This window comes from Gordonia sp. ABSL11-1 (genome assembly GCF_030315685.1).
Classification (GTDB): Bacteria; Actinomycetota; Actinomycetes; order Mycobacteriales; family Mycobacteriaceae; genus Gordonia.
In genome coordinates this window covers 37,914-54,118 of sequence record NZ_JASXSI010000004.1, presented here as the reverse complement: position 1 = coordinate 54,118, position 16,205 = coordinate 37,914, and the positions used below count along the sequence as shown (strand labels likewise).

Below are 16,205 nucleotides of genomic sequence, written 5' to 3'. Positions count from 1 at the left end.
GTGACCACACCTCTGTCCGAGACCGCCCCAGCCGAACGTACCTCGTGGATGCCGATGATCGGCTTGTTCCTCGCGCAGGTGATGATGTCGTTCAATGTCGCGGCACTGCCTGTCTCGCTGGGTGGGATGGTCGATGATTTCGACGTCGCACCGACGGTCGCCAGCACCACCATCGTCGTCTACGGGCTGGTGGTCGCCGCGCTGGTGATGTTGGGCGCCAAACTCGGACAACGCGTCGGCTGGTTGCTGATCTTTCGGCTGGTTGTCGGCGTATTCGCCTGCTCGGCGATCCTGATGATCGTCTCGCCCGCGGTTGGGTGGGCGATCGCGGGCCAGGCTCTCGCCGGTGCTGCCGCCGCGATCATCGTGCCGTCGCTGGTCGCGTTGATCGCGGCGAATTACCACGGCGACCAACAGGCCACCGCGATCGGCTCGCTCGGCTCGGCGCGGGCAGTGTCGGGTGTGAGTGCGTTCTTCATCGGCGGCGCATTGGGGACGCTGGTCGGGTGGCGTCCGGTGTTCGGCATCGTACTGGCGCTGGCGGTGTTGATCCTGATCTTCAGCTTCTCCCTCAAGCCGGTGCCCGGCGACCCGGACATCACCATCGACGGTGTCGCGGCGATCCTGATCGGCGTCGGAATCATGTCGCTCACTCTGGGCTTCAACAACCTCAACAACTGGGGCGTCTTCTACGCCGACGACGGCGCACCCTTCGACATCCTCGGAGTGTCTCCGGCACCCGTACTGATCGTCGTCGGCGTGATTCTGGTGCAGGCGTTCTTCGTGTGGACGCGACGACGGATGGCGGCGGGCAAGGTTCCGCTTGTCGACCTGTCAGTGTTGCGAAGCTCGCGGGAGCGATCTGCCGTCTACGCGATGTTCATCGTCGTCGCGATGGAGGCGGCATTGAACTTCACCGTGCCGCTATACATCCAGATCGTGCAGGGGCGAACACCATTCGACACCGCGCTGGCGATGATGCCCTTCAACCTCACCGTGTTCATCACTGCGACCCTGGTGGTCCGCGTCTACAGGCGGTTCACCCCGCGCGCGATCGGCGTGTTCTCGTTCGTGCTCACCACCGGCGCCCTGGTCTGGTTGGCGTACGTGGTGTCGAACAACTGGGAGACGCTGCCGACGATCGTCGGGTTGATCGTCTTCGGCATCGGGCAGGGCGCACTTGTCACCCTTGTGTTCAACGTGCTGGTGACCTCGGCGCCGAAGAAGCTCGCGGGCGACGTCGGGTCGGTACGCGGCACCACGCAGAACCTGGCGTCGGCAGTCGGTACGGCCGTCATGGGCGCCCTGCTGGTCACGCTGCTCAGCGTCGGTGTCGGGCAGGCGGTCGTCGACCACCCGCGACTCCCGGATTCGCTGGTGTCTCAGGTGGACCTCGACAACGTCAACTTCGTCAGCAACGACGAACTGCGCAAAGTCCTCGACGGCACCGACGCCACACCTGCGCAGGTCGACGAGGCCGTCCGCATCAACGAGGACGTCCGTTTGCGCACGCTCAAGTACGGGTTACTGCTGCTGGCCGCGTTGAGTGCCATTGCGATCGTGCCGGCCAGTCGACTGCCCGATTACCGGCCCGGTGAGATCCCGGAGGACACGTACGGGGAGCGACCCGACCCGCGCTAGTCGACGGGGACGCAGACGACCGTGATGCAGACGGTCTTCGGAGCGTCGGGAATCGGGAAGATCGGGACGACCGGTACGGGCACCAGCGGAACCGGGAGCAGCGGTACGGGCAGGAGCGGGACCGGGATGTCGGGCACCTCGATGGTCGCCGCTGGGGTGGGTGCGACGGCCACGGCCGGAGCGGCGGATGCGATCGGTGCCGCGAACAATGTGGCGGTTGCACTGAGTGCGAAACCGATGGAGATCGCGCGGATTCGGGTGGTCATGACTTCATTCCTTCGGGAGATGTCCGAGAAGAACGTCTGGCCGTCGAATCTGTTTGCGATGCAAAAGAATCAACCGATTCGACCAAGCATTTCGTTCTCGACACTAATTTGTTGGGCTCCCCGACCCGATATCGATCTGACCTGACTTTCTGATGGTGGATTCTTCGTCGAGTTTCTCATATCGGGGTGTCGATATCGACAGGAATCTCCGGCGGGCACGAGCATCGGCTGAGTGTGTTCATCTGAACGGTGGACCGGCCAGGATCGCGTGCGCAGATGACGGAGAACGTAACGGTGAGCGCTACGTTCTCCGTCATCTCGCGAATCCATCCGGCCACCGGGCAGCCGGCAGGACGGACGGGATGAAGGCGCCCCACCGTGCCGCGACGCCAGCAGGTCGCGACTGATGCGGCACGGGTGAGCTGCACGCGACAGCACACGATGCCATCATTGCTGTGAGCACCGACCGGCGAAGCAGCATCCTTCGCGTGATCGGTTGCGCGTCATCGGACCCGGGGTACCTGCACCGTAAGAACCTACGACACCGCGGCCATGAGCGTTTCACCGATGACCCGCGCTGGAGCAGGACATCAGTGAACGCTTTACGGGGAAGACGTTGTCGAGAATCCCTGGCGTGCCATGCTTGTCGCGGTCGGGTGTTCCAGAAAAGATCAGGGCCACAGGATCGTGCCCTGTTGGAAGTTCTGGGCGTATCGGGTGCCGATGCGGTACTCGTCGCCCACGGGTAGGCCGAACGACGACTTCGTCGCTCCCGCGCGCACCCACTTGTTGAGGATCTCGCCCCACACGGGATGGGCGCCGGTCGGTGCGGACCAGAAGATCACGCCGCCCTGGAAGTCATTCGACCGTGCTCCCGGCGTCGATGACTCCTGGTGTCCCTGTTCGTTGTTCACCGGATACCCGAGGGCGCCTCGCTCCCAGTTCAGCGCTGCCCATTTGGCGCGGATGGCGCCGCCCACCTGGTGGGCGACCCCGTAGGACACCCGCGGATTCCAATAGAACGAGGTGTCCTTTGCGAAACGTTGGAATCGCCCACCGTTGGCAGCAGCCGCTTCGGACATCGTCGGATTGCCCCAGGTCCCAGGGCCCCCGGTGTCCAGGTAGGCCTGCTCGATCCGGCCGACGACCAGATAGCGGCCGTAGAGTCCGTCGGCGTGCGCCTGCGCCGTAACCGGGAGCCCCATCGCCAGCGCCACGATGGCTGTGACCAGCATAAGTCGTTTCCACAGCGTGTTCGACATGTCGATTCCCTTCGTCGGTCCCCGACCGGTTCACCCCACAGGGCGACCAGGCATGCGAATCGTCAACCGCTCGCCCGCGCCGCCTCAGTGAGACCTGGATCACTCACGCTCTCCATCGGAGTATCCGAATGACCGTGTTCGTTCGTTACCAAAGCTAAGAAAGTTCATCCGGGCGAATGACACCCATCGGGCGCTGACCTGTGATGCTGCGGCACCGCGTGCGGTCTGTGCCAGACGAGCCGCCCTCAGCCGTCGTGGACGATCGACATCCCGCTCACGTCGACCGGACGACTATCTCGCAAGTTCGGATCGCGCACCGCGATGCCGTACAGGCCTCGTGGCGCATCGTCGGTCAGCCGCAGCTCGGCGCCGGGTAGCTCGACGGTGCGGCCGCGAACCTGGCATCCGATGAACTCTCCGAGAAGGACGGCGTCGGCGTCGGGGGCGGTACTGCCGATGAGCAGTGCAATCAGGTCCGGTCGGCCATCGAACGAGATACCGTGCGCCCTGCGGTGGTCGGCGCGCATCCGGGCGATGTCGGCACGTGGCGGATCGTAGGTGATGAAGAACGGGAAGTGTGTGGGCGCGTCGCTGGCGAACACCTCGACGAAACCTGCATCCCTGTCATGGAGGTGCACGTCGACCTCCTCGACGGCGTGACCTGACGCGCGGAGTCGACTGGCAACCGCCCGTGCGTCCGGCACGTGAACGGCGAACGTCAGCGGACCGGGGCCGCGCAATGCTTCGACCGCCGGTCGAAGGATCGCCAAGCTCTCTCCGTACGGCGAGGATTCCACGGCATTCCAGTCGTCCACGCAGGCCAGCTCGACGTAACGCTCATCGTCGATTCCCCAGGCCGCGTTGCGGAATCCGGGCATCGTGAGCGCTGGTGTCACCGGAATCCCGGCGGACTCGTAGGACGCCGAGGCCGTGTCGAGATCGTCCACCCAGTGGATGAGATGGTCGAACGTGGCGACGTGATTCATGGTACCCCTGCCTGCTGGCTTGATTAGGCCACCCTAACTGACCTCCGGCGACGGGTCACGCGTCGAGTCCTGCTTGCACTCACGCCACTCAGTGCGATCACATGGACTTCGACACGGGGTGCCGGCATGGGCCGGCTGAGATCAGACCCGTCGAACCTGCTCCGGTCAGCACCGGCGAAGGGATGGTCCGAATGTCTGCTGTGCCCATGTCCGAGCACGTCGTCCTCGTCACCGGTGGTGCTCGCGGACTCGGCGCCCATGTCGTGTCGGCGGTCGCCGCGCAGGGGGCGCGTGTCGTCATCAACTACCGCCGCAGTCGTGACGCCGCACTGGCCTTGGCCGAGAAGATCGGCGAGCAGGCCTTCGTCGTCGGCGCCGACGTCACCGATCGAGATGCGGTGCACCACATGATCGCCACCGCAGCAAAGCATTTCGACGCGCCGGTGACCGCAGTGATCAACAACGCACTGCCCGACTATTCGTTCAACGGCGACGAGCGCTCCCACGCCGACGACCTCACGTGGCGCGAGCTCGACACACAGTTACACGGCATCGTCGGCGGTGCGCTCACCACCATCCAGGCGGCGCTACCGGGTATGCGTGAGGCCGGTGGCGGTCGCGTGATCAACATCGGGACCAACCTGGTGCAGAATCCCGTTGTCCCGTATCACGATTACACCGCTGCCAAGGCGGCTCTGCTCGCCCTGACCCGCACGCTGTCGCACGACCTCGGGCCCGACGGCATCACCGTGAACATGGTCTCGGGCGGACTGCTGCGGACCACCGACGCCAGCGCGGCCACACCCGAGGCCGTCTTCGACGCGATCGCAGCATCCACGCCCTTGCGGTCGGTGACGACGCCCGCCGAGTTCGCCGACGCCGTGCTGTTCTTCCTGTCCCCGTGGTCGCGTGCGGTGACGGGACAGAATCTCGTCGTCGACGGCGGTCTCGTCAAGAACTGACGGCAGTCGCAGTCTGGAGCGACATCATCGACGACCGGCGACGGCGCCCGGCAGACGCTGGAGCGGTCGACCCGCGACGAACCGGATGGCGCGGGTGAGAAGCGAATTGCCCTTCGCGGTCTCCGGGTCCATCAGATCGTTCTCCGCCAACGGACTCTCCTCGTCCTCGACGGTCGTCGCCTCGAATTCCACGAGGGTTTTCCCTTCGCCACGGAGTTCATCGATGGCGGCGATCAGGGAGCGACGGCGGTCGATTTCGTCGCGGAAGTCGGTCACCGACACGGCGAGGTGCTCGGAGATCAGGCGGTCGCGGACGGACTCGATACTCCTCCGATGCTCGCCGGCTGACGGATCGCCGGCGGTGACCTCGACGGCGAGATCGCACTCGCTGTCGAGTCCGAGCGAGCGGTTGTTGAGGTTGGACGAGCCCACTCGCAGCAGTTCGTCGTCCATGACGAGAACCTTCGCGTGCACGTAGATCGGTTCGCCCGCGGCGGTTACCGGATGGTAAGCGCGAAAGTGGTTGTGCCGGTCGGCGTCCCACAGTTGATGGAGGAGGCGCTTGCGGGCGCCGTCCATGGCCTTCTGCTCGAGCCATCCGTCGGCGTGGCGGGGGAGTACGACGACGATCTCCGGACCCCCGGGTTCCCGAAGACGTTCGGCCAACGCATCGGCGATCACGCGCGCGGCGAGGTACTGACTCTCGATGTACAGGAATCGTTTCGCAGAACCGATCGCATCGAGGTAGAGCTGTTCGATCTCGCGGACCTCGCTCTGGTGTCCCAGTTCCGGAAGTGTGCGGGCCACAGCGACGTCGACTGATCGCATCGTCGGATCCAGGGCGTCCGGCCACGGGTCGGCGTCGACGCCCCGGACCGGATCGAGTTCCTCCCCGGTGGCGACCTGCCACCGTTGGCGCGCGATATCGCCGACGAGACGGGCCGCGTCACCGTCGACGGCGGTTGTCGCGTCATGCCACGGCCCGTACGCGTCGCCGTTGGGCTCGACGCGACGCGGATGGTCGTCGGTATGGTCCGACCGATCCCAGCGGTCCACGGTCATGTCAATCCCTCCGCAGAACGCGATACAGTCGTCGATCACGACGATCTTCTGATGATGCGCGGCCCGCAGCGGGTGGCGTGTGTCGATCTCGAGGTGGACGTTCTTCGTGGTGGCGAGGTTGGCGAGGAAGACGGGGGTCATCCCGCGGGTGATCGCGGTGAATGCGCCCACGCTCCACTTCAGGAGGTGTATCTCGAGACCCGGCTGATGTTTCGGCAGCCAATTGAGGAACTCGCCGAGCTCATTGGGGCCGTCGAGCGTCTGGCCTTCCGGCTCGAACTGAATCCGCGTGTCGAAGTCCCATCCGATGAGCATGATTCGCTTCTGTGCTCCGAGCATCGCCTGCTTCGCGAACCGGAAGTAGTCCGCGGCGTCGACGATGCAGGCGAACCGGTCGGCGCGCGCGATCCCGTGGCAGTTGCGGCCGGGTGTCAGTAGGGGTCGACCGCCTTCTCGGCGCACCTCTTCCGCGTTTGTCATGAGCGTCCCCTCGTAACCGTCCTCCACCGACCGCTGACGGTATCCGTGGAGGTGACAGGCGCGGCACGTGGGGGTGCCTTCTATCGGTGGTCGGTTCGGGGTGCGAAGGCCCGGAGGGCGACGTCCACAATGGCGTCGGTGTACTCGGGCGTCAGTTCACCGGAACGCTGCAACCAGCGCTGGTAGAGCGGGGCGTACAGGAACTCCACGACCAAATCCAGGTCGGCCTCCGAATCGAGTTGCCCGGCCTGCTGGGCGGCGCGCAGCCTCGTCTTCTTTGCATCGTCGAGTGGGTCGGCAAGCCTCTCCCGATAGAGGGCCGAGAGGTGGGGATCGTCGGTGATCTGGGTGTTGAGTGCTCTGAGCGAGGCCTCGAGAGCCGGGTCGTCGAACTCGGCCACGGTTGCTCGCATGACCGCCTTCAGGTCTGCCTCGAGGTCGCCGGTGTCGGGGAGTTCGACACCGTCCTCGCCTTCGCTGAGCGCGAGGTAGGCATCGAGGATGACGGCTCCCTTGGACGGCCACCAGCGATAGATGGTCTGTTTGCCGACGCCGGCCCTGGCGGCGATGGATTCGATCGTGACCTTGGGATACCCCCGTTCGGCGACGAGATCGCGTGCAGCAGTGAGGACGGATTGGCGGGATCGCTCGCTGCGTCGTGTGGGATTCGGGGTGGCGGCATCGGGCATGAGTCGACGATACATGCGGGACGAGACGAGACGGGTCGTCTTGACAACGGCCCGTGCTTGCGGGCACTCTGTGCCGAGACGAAACGTCTCGTCTTTTGGATCTCGAAGGAGTGCGTATGACGACTGCGAGAGTCTGGTTCATCACCGGTGCGTCGAGGGGGCTCGGCAGGGCGTTCACCGAGTCGGCACTCGCGACCGGCGACACGGTGGTGGCCGCTGCGCGTGATCTCGAGCCGCTGGCCGATCTGGCGGCCGCCCATCCCGACCGGCTCGAGTTGCTGACGTTGGATGTGCGCGACCGTGAGGCGGTGTATAGCGTCGTCGATCGGGCGGTCGACGTGTTCGGGCGGATTGATGTGGTGGTCAACAACGCCGGGGTGATGTTGCTCGGTATGGTCGAGGAGGCCACCGAGGAACAGATCCGCGATCAGTTCGACGTCAACTTCTTTGGCGCCGTGTGGGTCTCACAGGCCGTCGTGCCGCATCTACGCGCCCAGGAATCCGGACGCATCCTCCAGGTGACGACGATGGGAACCGGCGGCGGGGTTGCGTCCACCGGCTTCTACGGGGCGAGCAAGAGTGCGCTCGATGCGCTGAGCCAGGCGTTGGCGATGGAGGTGGCGCCGTTCGGGATCACGGTGACGATCGTGCAGCCCGGCGGATACGGAACCGACCTCTTCACGCGGGGTACGACGGATACCCGAGCGATCTCGCACTACGAGCCCTTGCGTGCTCAACTGGCCGAGATGTGGGGCGGCGGACCCGGTCCCGACCCGAGTACCGCGGCACCCGTGATCATGAAGGTGGTGGATCTCGCGGAACCCCCGCTGCGGTTGATCGTCGGCGGCGCGTCCTTCGACATGGTCCAGCAACTGGAGGCGGCCCGCAGCGATGAATACCGGAACTGGGAGCATCTCAGCCGACAGGCTCCTGGCTGAGCCGGTGCAGAACGCGTGGCGGGGTTTGGCTCCCGTCGGGAGTGGTACACGCACCACATGGCTGATCAGAACCAACGGACGGACGAGTTGTCGACCGTGCAACTCGTGGAACGGCTGCAGCAGCAGACGACCACGCTCGTCAAGACCGAGATCCGCGATGCGCTCGACGAGGTGAAGGGCAAAGGCACTCGCCTGGGTGTCGGGGTGGGCATCTCGGGTGCGGGCACGCTGCTCGTGCTGTTCGGACTCGGGACTCTTGTGGCCGCGGCCGTGCTCGGACTGGCCACGGCAGTCGCCGCGTGGCTGGCCGCCGTCATCGTCGGTGTCGTCTTGTTGGTGGTCGGCGGCGTGGTCGCGGCCATCGGAGCGCAACGAGCCAAAGCAGCTGTGCCGCCGGCTCCGGAGCACACCGCCGCCAGCGTTCAGCAGGACATCGACACTGTGAAGGAGCATCTCCGATGACGACGCCGGCCCCTGAACCCGAGAAAGTCGGGCCCGAGAACAGCGAGCCCCAGAACACCGGACCCGCGGCTGCCGATCCGCCACCCGTCGAGCAGCAGCGGGAAGAACTTGCCGAGACCGTCGATGCACTGACGAAAAAGCTCGACGTGCCCGCACGCGTGAGCGCTGCGACTGACGAAACCGTGCATGCGGCAGCGGCGAAGGCCAAGGACAACCGGCAGGCGATCATCGGTGTCGTCGTCGCCGGTGCGCTGGCTCTGGGCGCGTTTGTCGTGATCCGACGGCGGAAGCGCTAGCCGCTGACCGGCCCCGTCTGCCGTGGCGGGCCACCCGTTCGGTGGCCCGCCACACGCATCAACCCCCCTTTCTCACACTGGTTTACGACGCCGAGCGAACTCGGTCAGTCGCTGTGATGGGCAGCGATCGCCTGCGGCCGATCCTTGGCCTCCACGGTGATCTTTCGGGGTTTGGCGCGTTCGGCCAGTGGGATCGTCAGCGTGAGAACGCCGTTGTCGTAGTCAGCGCTGATGCGCGAGGTGTCGATGCCGTCGCCCAACGAGAGCTGCCGCCGATAGGCTCCGGCGAATCTCTCACTGCTCAACCATTGCACCCCCTCGTCCGACGGCGCGCTGCGTTGTGCGGACAACGTCAACGTGCCGTTGTCGACACTGACGTCGATCGAGCCGGGATCGGCGCCGGGCAGGTCGGCCACCAGCATGTAGTGGTCGTCGACCTTGTAGAGGTCCATCGGCATGAACTTCGGCGTGCGCTGAGTACCGGTCACAGAGCCGGTCATCAATCCACGAGCAAGTGCGTCCACATCGCTGAACGGATCAAAACGAAGCACAGCTACTCACCTCCTGAACATCAGGCTGCTCGCCACCCGTTGACGAGCAGCACATCGCTGTACACATCCATAAATAGCACTCGTCGGCCGATCGCGCTAGCACTCGTCGGCAAAGAGTGCTAGATAATTCTTGTTCGTTCGCGCCAGGGCACCAGACCCGGAACAACAAGGAGGACACCATGACTGCGCGTGAATCCGATGCGGCCCCGTTCGTCGAGTGGCCCGACCCATCGCCGCTCGAGCCATGGTGGACATCCATCATGGGGTTCACCCGTTCACGAGTGACGAGAGCGGCCGATCCTCGGCGTGACGCGGCGACCCCCACGCAGATACCACGTCGCTTCGATGGTCCCGCTGTATCAGAGGCGGCGGCGTCCGAGCACGGCCGTGCGGCGGTGGCATCATGACTCTCGCGGCGGCGGCGAACGCACACGGGAGGCTGATCGGTCCACCGCCGTCGACGTCGCGGTCGGAGTCATGGCTACGGCGCGCGAATCCGAAGTGGCGATGGCCCGGTCGCGGTTCGTCGACACGGATGATCGGTCGTGGTGGACACGCGAGGCCGCGCCGTCCTACTCCACAGGGGTGGCGTTGGGGTCCCTTCGAGGGACTGCTTGCCGCGATCCTGACGACCATCGGGTTCGTGGTGACGTTTCTGCTCATCGTCGCTGGCTCGTCACCCGTTGCGGTTGCTCTGGCAGCCGGAGTCGCAGTCGGCTCGTTGTGTGTAGAGGTCTACGTGCTCGGTCGACTCCGGTAGCCAAATCGTCTGTGAAACAGTCGCGCACCTTCGGGCCCAAGGACCTGGTCGTAACCTCCAGGTCACCTCGATGGGCACGGGCGGCGGCGCGTCCACCGGGTTCTGCGGGCGGGCAAGAGTGCGCTCGACTCGATGATTCAGGCGCCCGGTATGGCGGTGGCGCCGTTCGGTAACGGGGTGACGGTCGTGCAGCTCGGCGGATACGGCACCGACCCGCTCACCCGGGGCATCACACACAGTGGGTCCCGACCCGAATGCAATTCCCTCCGAGCGCAATTGGCGGAGATGTGGGGCAATGATCTCGGCCCCGACCCGACCACCGCAGCTCCGGTGATCATGCAACTCGTGGATCTGGCCGACCCGCCGTTGCGGCTGATCGTCGGCGGCGCCTCTTACGACATGGTCCAGCAATGGAGGTGGCCCGCACCGACGAGCACCGAGCGTGGGAAGGACTCAGCCGGAAGGCTCCCGGCTGATCCGCGTGGGCCGCGGCGGCAGCACGGCCTCTACGAGACGCTGGGTGACGGGATCGCGGTCGGGTGCGCGGAAGTCACGGGCGTCGAACCGGTCGACGACCTGTCCCCGATCCAGGACCACCACGTCGTCCGCGAAGGCCTGGACGACGGCCAGGTCGTGCGCGATGAGCAGGTAGGTGACCGACGTCGCTTTGCGCAGGTCGGCGAGCAGGTGCAGGATCTCGTCCTGCGTGGTGACGTCCAGCGCCGACGTCGGTTCATCCAGGATCACCAAAGCCGGCTCGACGCCGAGCGCGCGGGCGACGCCGACGCGTTGCCGCTGACCCCCGGAGAGCTGATGTGGGTAGCGATCCCGGAGCACGGCGGGTTCGAGCCCGACGAGGTCGAGGAGTTCGTCGGTGCGGCGTCTGGCGGCCGACGAGGTGGCGGCGACACCGAGACGACGGATGGGTCGGGCGATCTGCTCGCCGACCCGGATGCGTGGGTTGAGTGCGCTGCCGTGATCCTGGAATACGAGCTGGACATGACGCGCACGGTCCGCGCGACCCAGCTGCGAGATCTCGATCTGACGTTCGTCCCGGTGCACGGTGACCTTGCCGCTCGATGCGGGTTCGATGCCGGCCAGGATGCGGGCCAATGTCGACTTCCCGGAGCCTGATTCGCCGATCAACCCGAGAGCTCGACCCCGGTCGACGCGGATGGACACCTCCTGCAGCGCGGCGAAGTCGCTCGTCCGACTCCCGTTGCCGTGGAACACCTTCGACACCCCGTCGATCACCGCCGCCGGCGCCGGATCGGCCGACGAATGATCCCGCGCCACCAGATGAGAATCGGCCGACAGTTCGGGCACCGCGGCGATGAGACGCTGCGTGTACTCGTGCTGCGGATCCGCGAGCAGCGCGGCGGTGGCGCCGTGCTCGACGAGACGCCCATGGCGGAGGACCGCGACGGTGTCGCTGAGCCGTGCCACCACGCCGAAGTCGTGCGTCACCAACAGCACGGCCATGCCGAGGTCGCGCCGCAGACCGTCGATCAGATCCAGGATCTGAGTGGAGAGCGTCGGATCCAGTGCGGTCGTGGGTTCGTCGGCGATCAGCAGATCGGGCTCGGGTAGGCATGCGACCGCGATCATCACCCGCTGTCGCATACCGCCACTCAACTGATGCGGATAACTGTCGAGCACGCGGTGCGGATCGTGGATGCCCACCCGCTCCAGCCACTCAGCTGCCAGCGTCAGAGCGTGGCGCCGAGCCACCGGTCGGTGGAGTCGGATCAGCTCGACGAGCTGGTTGCCGATGGTGAACGACGGGTCGAACGACGTAGCCGGGTTCTGGAAGATCGTGCCGATCCGTTTGCCTCGCAGCCTGTTCAGATCACGTTCGGCGGCGCCGATGATCTGGTGGCCACCGAGCTCTATCGACCCGGTCACCTCGGGCCGAGCACTGGCGGGGAGCAGGCCCGCGATCGCGGACGCGGTGACGCTCTTGCCCGATCCCGATTCGCCGACCAGGGCGAGCACGCGATCGGTCGGCAGGTCGAGGGAGAGGTCCGACACCGCGTCGACGCCCCCGGCCCGATTCGGGAAGCGGACCGACAAGCCGTCGACACGCAGCAGTGGGCGCGCGTCGGAAGTCTCGGCGGATGAACGTGATTCATGTGTGGTCGTCATCGGTGTGCGCTCCAGCGGGGGTCGAGCACGTCACGGAGGCCGTCGCCGAGCCAGTTGAAGGCGAGGCCCACGATGAGTATCGCGACGCCCGGGACGATCGCGACGAACGGGCTGCCCGAGATCAGGACCTTTGCACCTTCGGCGACCATCCGCCCCCAATCGGGCGTGGGTGGCTGCACGCCGATGCCCAGTGCACTGAGGCTCGACGCCAACACGATCAGTATGCCGATGAGACTGGTCCAATACACGATGATGGTCGCACCCACGTTTGGCAAGATCTCCGAACGCAGGATCGTCCACGACGATGCGCCCAGCCCGATGGATGCCTCGACATACTCCAGCTCGCGCTGGCGTCGCGTCTCGGCGTAGACGATCCGCGTCACGTAGGGGACTGCGGCGAACACCACTGCAGAGGCCACCACCCAGACGCCCATCCCGATTACCTCGGCCAGCGCGAAGGCGACGATGACGACGGGAAACGCGAACAGGATGTCGATGATCCGCATGACCGCGGACGACACCCACGACCGCGACCAACCGGCCAGGAGTCCGATGACGGAGCCGATCAGCACGGCGACCGAGGTCGCGATCGCGGTCGGGACGATCGTGGCGCGACCACCCCAGATGAGGCGACTCAGGACGTCGCGACCCTGCTCGTCCGTTCCGAGCAGGTGTCCATCCGAACCGGGTTGCAGATATCGCGACGCCGGGTCCCCGATCGTTGGATCGTAGGGAGCGAGCCACGGCGCCAGAGCAGACACCACTATCACCAGCGTCAGCACGGTGACCGCGAGAACCAACTGTCGGTGGTAGGTCCATGCAGGGCGATTCCATCGGCGAGTGGCCGACGACGACACGCCCGCTTCGACGTCGGCCGTCGTCTCCTGATCGTCCGAGATCGTCACATCAGCTCCTGAGTCTGGGGTCGAGCAGATCGGCGATGACGTCGGTGACCAGGTTGACGAGCACGAACACCACCGTCACCAACATGACGCCGCCCTGGATGACTGGGTAGTCGTGGGCGCTGATGGCGTTCATCAGGTCGGTACCCACACCGGGCCAGCTGAACACGAACTCGACGAACACCGCGCCGCTGAGAAGTGTGCCGATCTCCAGACCCGTGGTCGTGACGATGATCGGTGCGACGTTGCGGCCGACGTGCTTCGTCAGGATTCGCCACTGGGGGAGCCCTTGGCTGCGCGCGGTCCGGATGTAGTCCGATTCCAGGCTCTCGATCACGCCGGCCCGTGCGAACCGCGCGAGGATGAGCATCGAGATGAGAGCTGCGGAGAACGCGGGCAGGATCAGGTGATGCAGGAGGTCGGCGGCACCGCCGTTGCCGGTGAGGTCGCGCATACCGGTGGCAGGCAGCACCTTCCACTGCAGCGCGAACAGCCAGATGAGGATCAGACCGAACCAGTAGACCGACAGGTTCGAACCGATCTGCACCAGCAGCATGATGGCGCGGTCGACGAAGCGGTTGTGATTGAGCGCCGCAACGGTTCCGATCAGCACCCCGAACACCACGGATACGAACACCGCGGCGGCGGTGAGGATCAACGTGTTCACGAACGCCGTTCCCAGTGTGTCGAACACGTTGGAGCCGTTGATGATCGACCGGCCGCCGCCTGCGGTGAACAGACTCGACACCCAGTCGAGGTACTGGGCGACCAGTCCGTCGTTCAGCCCGTACGCCTGTTGGAGGTCGGCAACTGCATCCGACGACAGCACGCCGTGCAGGCTGGCCTTGATTGGGTCTCCGGGACTCGCCTTGCCGAGCAAGAACACCAGGATCGAGATGACGAACAGCACTGGGACCAGAAGGAGCACCCGACCGAGAATCCGTAGTGCCAGGCGGTGCCGACGGGCCGCGGCACGCACCGTATCCCAGCGACCGGTCGGTTCGACGGCGCGCGATTTGGGTGCATCGGGCTCGTCGGCGCCGACGTCGGCGTCCGTCTCGATCAGGGTGGTCGACATCAGCTCTCCTTCGACACCGGTCCGAGGTCGTACCAGTTCGTGTTGGGCCAGACGAAGCCGCGAACCTGGGGTGAGATCGCGTAGTAGCGGGTGAAGTTCACCGTCGGGATGACCGCGTGGTCCGCGGCGATCACCTTGTCGGCGTTCTGCCAGTCGACGATTCGCGTGTTCGGGTCGCTGGTGTAGCGCGCGGTGTCGAGTGCACGGGTGATCGCCGGGTAATCGACGTAGCGTTCACCTCCGTTGGCCAGGACCGTCGAGTTGAATCCCTCCAGTGCCCACTCGGGGTACGTTCCGCCGTATTCGCCGAGGTGGAAGCCGTCGTCGGATTGCGGATTGGAGATGCGCGACGAGTAGTTGCCCCGCTCGAGGGCAACGACGGGCGCGTTGATCCCGACGGCCTTCAGGTTCGCGGAGATGGCCTCCGCCTCGGGCTGGCCGGCGAGGTCGGCGATGATGTTGAACGACACCTGACCATTGCCGAGCCCGGCTCCGGACAACACCTGCCGTGCGCGGTCCGGATCGTAGGAGTAGTTACGCAGATTCGGGTCGTAGGCCTCGTTGCCGGGATTCAGAAACGACCAGAGTGGTTGTGCGTGGCCGGAGTAGATGTTGTCGGCCAGACCCTGTCGGTCGATGGCGAGCGATACGGCCTCGCGCACTTGCGGGTTCTGCGCCCAACGGTTGCCGAACAGGAAGGAAACGTAGTCGAGTTGCGCCGCGGTGCCCTTCGGCACCGACGCACCCTGACGCTCGAGCAGTTCTACGTCGGTGGGTTGCACGCGCGTCAGGATGTCGATCTCGCCACTCTGAAAGGCGGCCAGCCGACTCTGGTTGTTCGGGATCGTCCGGAACACCAGGCGTTTCAGCTGCGGTGTCTCACCCCAGTAGGCGTCATTGCGGTCGAGCGTGATGTGGTCGTTGATCTTTCGCTCGACGAACCGGTAGGGGCCGGTACCCGTCGGATGCTCCGACAACCCGTCGTTGCCGTACTGCCGCAGTGCGGCCGGGCTGAATACGAGCGGCGAGCCGATGGACTGGGCGAGCAGACGCGGGAATCCCAGGTAGGGCCGATTGAAGGTGAACTCGTAGGTGTGGTCATCAACGATGCGGGTGCTCTTGAGGTCGCTGAACCGTGCTTTCAGCATCGCCACACTCTTCTCGTCGTAGAACTCGAACGACGGATCGCTGAAGCGCTTGACGTTGAAGTCCAGTGCGGCCGCGTCGAAGTCGGTGCCGTCGTGGAACTTCACCCCGCGCCGCAGGTCGAACGTCCATGTGGTGGCATCGGGGTTGGACCGCCACGCCGTCGCGAGACCGGGCGCCAGTTTCGTCACGCCCTGATCGGTCGACAGCACCTCCTGCACGAGCGGCTCGTAGACATTCCGTGACGCTCGGAAGGTCTCCCAGAAGTACTCGCGCTGTGGATCGATCGCCGTCGGTTCGGTGTACAGGCCGACGACCAGGGTGTCGGCAGGGTTCTTCGATGTCACCGAGCCGCCTCCGCCGCCACAGGCGGTCGCGACGACGGCGACCGTCAGAGCGAGTACGGCGACGACGAAGCCGCGCCGACGGATACGTTCGATTCGCATGATGTGTGGGGCCGTTCCCTCGTGATTGGCGCCGGCGATTGTCGACGGCGCACGTCGGTGGCCGACCCTACGGTGGGCGTGTGCATATCGGCACCTCTTCGGTTCAGCGTGATCGGATGTCCGAGTCGCCGGA

At 65.6% G+C, this 16,205-nt stretch carries 15 protein-coding genes and 1 riboswitch; of the genes, 5 read left to right on the top strand and 10 right to left on the bottom strand.

Features of this window, described 5'->3' with window-relative positions; translation table 11 throughout:
* Positions 1 to 1,641 carry an MFS transporter gene (locus QSJ19_RS05765; protein WP_286318947.1) on the top strand — a complete coding sequence of 547 codons (1,641 nt, stop codon included), beginning with the start codon at positions 1 to 3 and terminating at the stop codon, positions 1,639 to 1,641.
* Here QSJ19_RS05765 and QSJ19_RS05760 read toward each other — a convergent pair.
* The 3 genes from QSJ19_RS05760 to QSJ19_RS05750 form a co-directional block, all read right to left on the bottom strand.
* Complete coding sequence (locus QSJ19_RS05760; RefSeq protein WP_286318946.1) at positions 1,638 to 1,907, bottom strand: hypothetical protein; 270 nt, start codon at positions 1,905 to 1,907, stop codon at positions 1,638 to 1,640. The genes QSJ19_RS05765 and QSJ19_RS05760 overlap by 4 nt on opposite strands.
* Before the next feature lie 671 nt (positions 1,908 to 2,578).
* Positions 2,579 to 3,142, bottom strand: a complete 564-nt coding sequence (locus QSJ19_RS05755; protein ID WP_286318944.1) for an LGFP repeat-containing protein — start codon at positions 3,140 to 3,142, stop codon at positions 2,579 to 2,581.
* A gap of 272 nt (positions 3,143 to 3,414) precedes the next feature.
* On the bottom strand, positions 3,415 to 4,155 hold the full coding sequence (locus tag QSJ19_RS05750; protein WP_286318942.1) for a VOC family protein: 741 nt from the start codon (positions 4,153 to 4,155) through the stop codon (positions 3,415 to 3,417).
* Between the two features lie 104 nt (positions 4,156 to 4,259).
* Positions 4,260 to 4,356: riboswitch (TPP riboswitch) on the top strand.
* Between QSJ19_RS05750 and QSJ19_RS05745 the strand changes: the two genes are divergently transcribed.
* On the top strand, positions 4,347 to 5,117 hold the full coding sequence (locus tag QSJ19_RS05745) for a 3-oxoacyl-ACP reductase (RefSeq protein WP_502876099.1): 771 nt from the start codon (positions 4,347 to 4,349) through the stop codon (positions 5,115 to 5,117). It overlaps the preceding riboswitch by 10 nt.
* Positions 5,118 to 5,141: 24 nt before the next feature.
* Here QSJ19_RS05745 and QSJ19_RS05740 read toward each other — a convergent pair whose 3' ends face one another.
* Both QSJ19_RS05740 and QSJ19_RS05735 read right to left on the bottom strand, forming a co-directional pair.
* Positions 5,142 to 6,659, bottom strand: a complete 1,518-nt coding sequence (locus tag QSJ19_RS05740; RefSeq protein ID WP_286318938.1) for a phospholipase D-like domain-containing protein — start codon at positions 6,657 to 6,659, stop codon at positions 5,142 to 5,144.
* Between the two features lie 80 nt (positions 6,660 to 6,739).
* On the bottom strand, positions 6,740 to 7,348 hold the full coding sequence (locus QSJ19_RS05735; protein WP_286318936.1) for a TetR/AcrR family transcriptional regulator: 609 nt from the start codon (positions 7,346 to 7,348) through the stop codon (positions 6,740 to 6,742).
* Between the two features lie 116 nt (positions 7,349 to 7,464).
* On the opposite strand from QSJ19_RS05735, the gene QSJ19_RS05730 reads away from it, so the two are divergent.
* From QSJ19_RS05730 to QSJ19_RS05720, 3 genes are read left to right on the top strand one after another with little or no spacing between them, the layout of a single operon-like run.
* Complete coding sequence (locus QSJ19_RS05730) at positions 7,465 to 8,286, top strand: SDR family NAD(P)-dependent oxidoreductase (RefSeq protein WP_286318934.1); 822 nt, start codon at positions 7,465 to 7,467, stop codon at positions 8,284 to 8,286.
* A 57-nt stretch (positions 8,287 to 8,343) separates the two neighbouring features.
* Positions 8,344 to 8,748, top strand: a complete 405-nt coding sequence (locus tag QSJ19_RS05725) for a phage holin family protein (protein WP_286318933.1) — start codon at positions 8,344 to 8,346, stop codon at positions 8,746 to 8,748.
* On the top strand, positions 8,745 to 9,044 hold the full coding sequence (locus QSJ19_RS05720) for a DUF3618 domain-containing protein (RefSeq protein WP_286318932.1): 300 nt from the start codon (positions 8,745 to 8,747) through the stop codon (positions 9,042 to 9,044). The genes QSJ19_RS05725 and QSJ19_RS05720 overlap by 4 nt, the downstream gene beginning before the upstream one ends.
* 104 nt (positions 9,045 to 9,148) lie before the next feature.
* Here QSJ19_RS05720 and QSJ19_RS05715 read toward each other — a convergent pair whose 3' ends face one another.
* The 5 genes from QSJ19_RS05715 to QSJ19_RS05695 all read right to left on the bottom strand — a co-directional run bounded on the left by QSJ19_RS05715 (position 9,149) and on the right by QSJ19_RS05695 (position 16,072).
* Positions 9,149 to 9,595 carry an Hsp20/alpha crystallin family protein gene (locus tag QSJ19_RS05715; protein WP_286318931.1) on the bottom strand — a complete coding sequence of 149 codons (447 nt, stop codon included), beginning with the start codon at positions 9,593 to 9,595 and terminating at the stop codon, positions 9,149 to 9,151.
* A gap of 1,213 nt (positions 9,596 to 10,808) precedes the next feature.
* Positions 10,809 to 12,500 (bottom strand): ATP-binding cassette domain-containing protein, encoded by a 1,692-nt coding sequence (locus tag QSJ19_RS05710; protein WP_286318930.1) that lies wholly within the window; start codon positions 12,498 to 12,500, stop codon positions 10,809 to 10,811.
* Positions 12,497 to 13,405: an ABC transporter permease gene (locus QSJ19_RS05705; protein WP_286318929.1), complete on the bottom strand. Its 909-nt coding sequence runs from the start codon at positions 13,403 to 13,405 to the stop codon at positions 12,497 to 12,499. Before QSJ19_RS05705 ends, QSJ19_RS05710 begins: the two co-directional genes overlap by 4 nt.
* 1 nt (position 13,406) lies before the next feature.
* A complete protein-coding gene (locus tag QSJ19_RS05700) occupies positions 13,407 to 14,480 on the bottom strand; it encodes an ABC transporter permease (RefSeq protein ID WP_286318927.1) in 1,074 nt (357 codons plus the stop codon).
* Entirely contained in the window at positions 14,480 to 16,072 is a 1,593-nt protein-coding gene (locus QSJ19_RS05695; protein WP_286318925.1) for an ABC transporter substrate-binding protein, read from the bottom strand. Before QSJ19_RS05695 ends, QSJ19_RS05700 begins: the two co-directional genes overlap by 1 nt.
* Positions 16,073 to 16,205 lie beyond the last annotated feature (133 nt).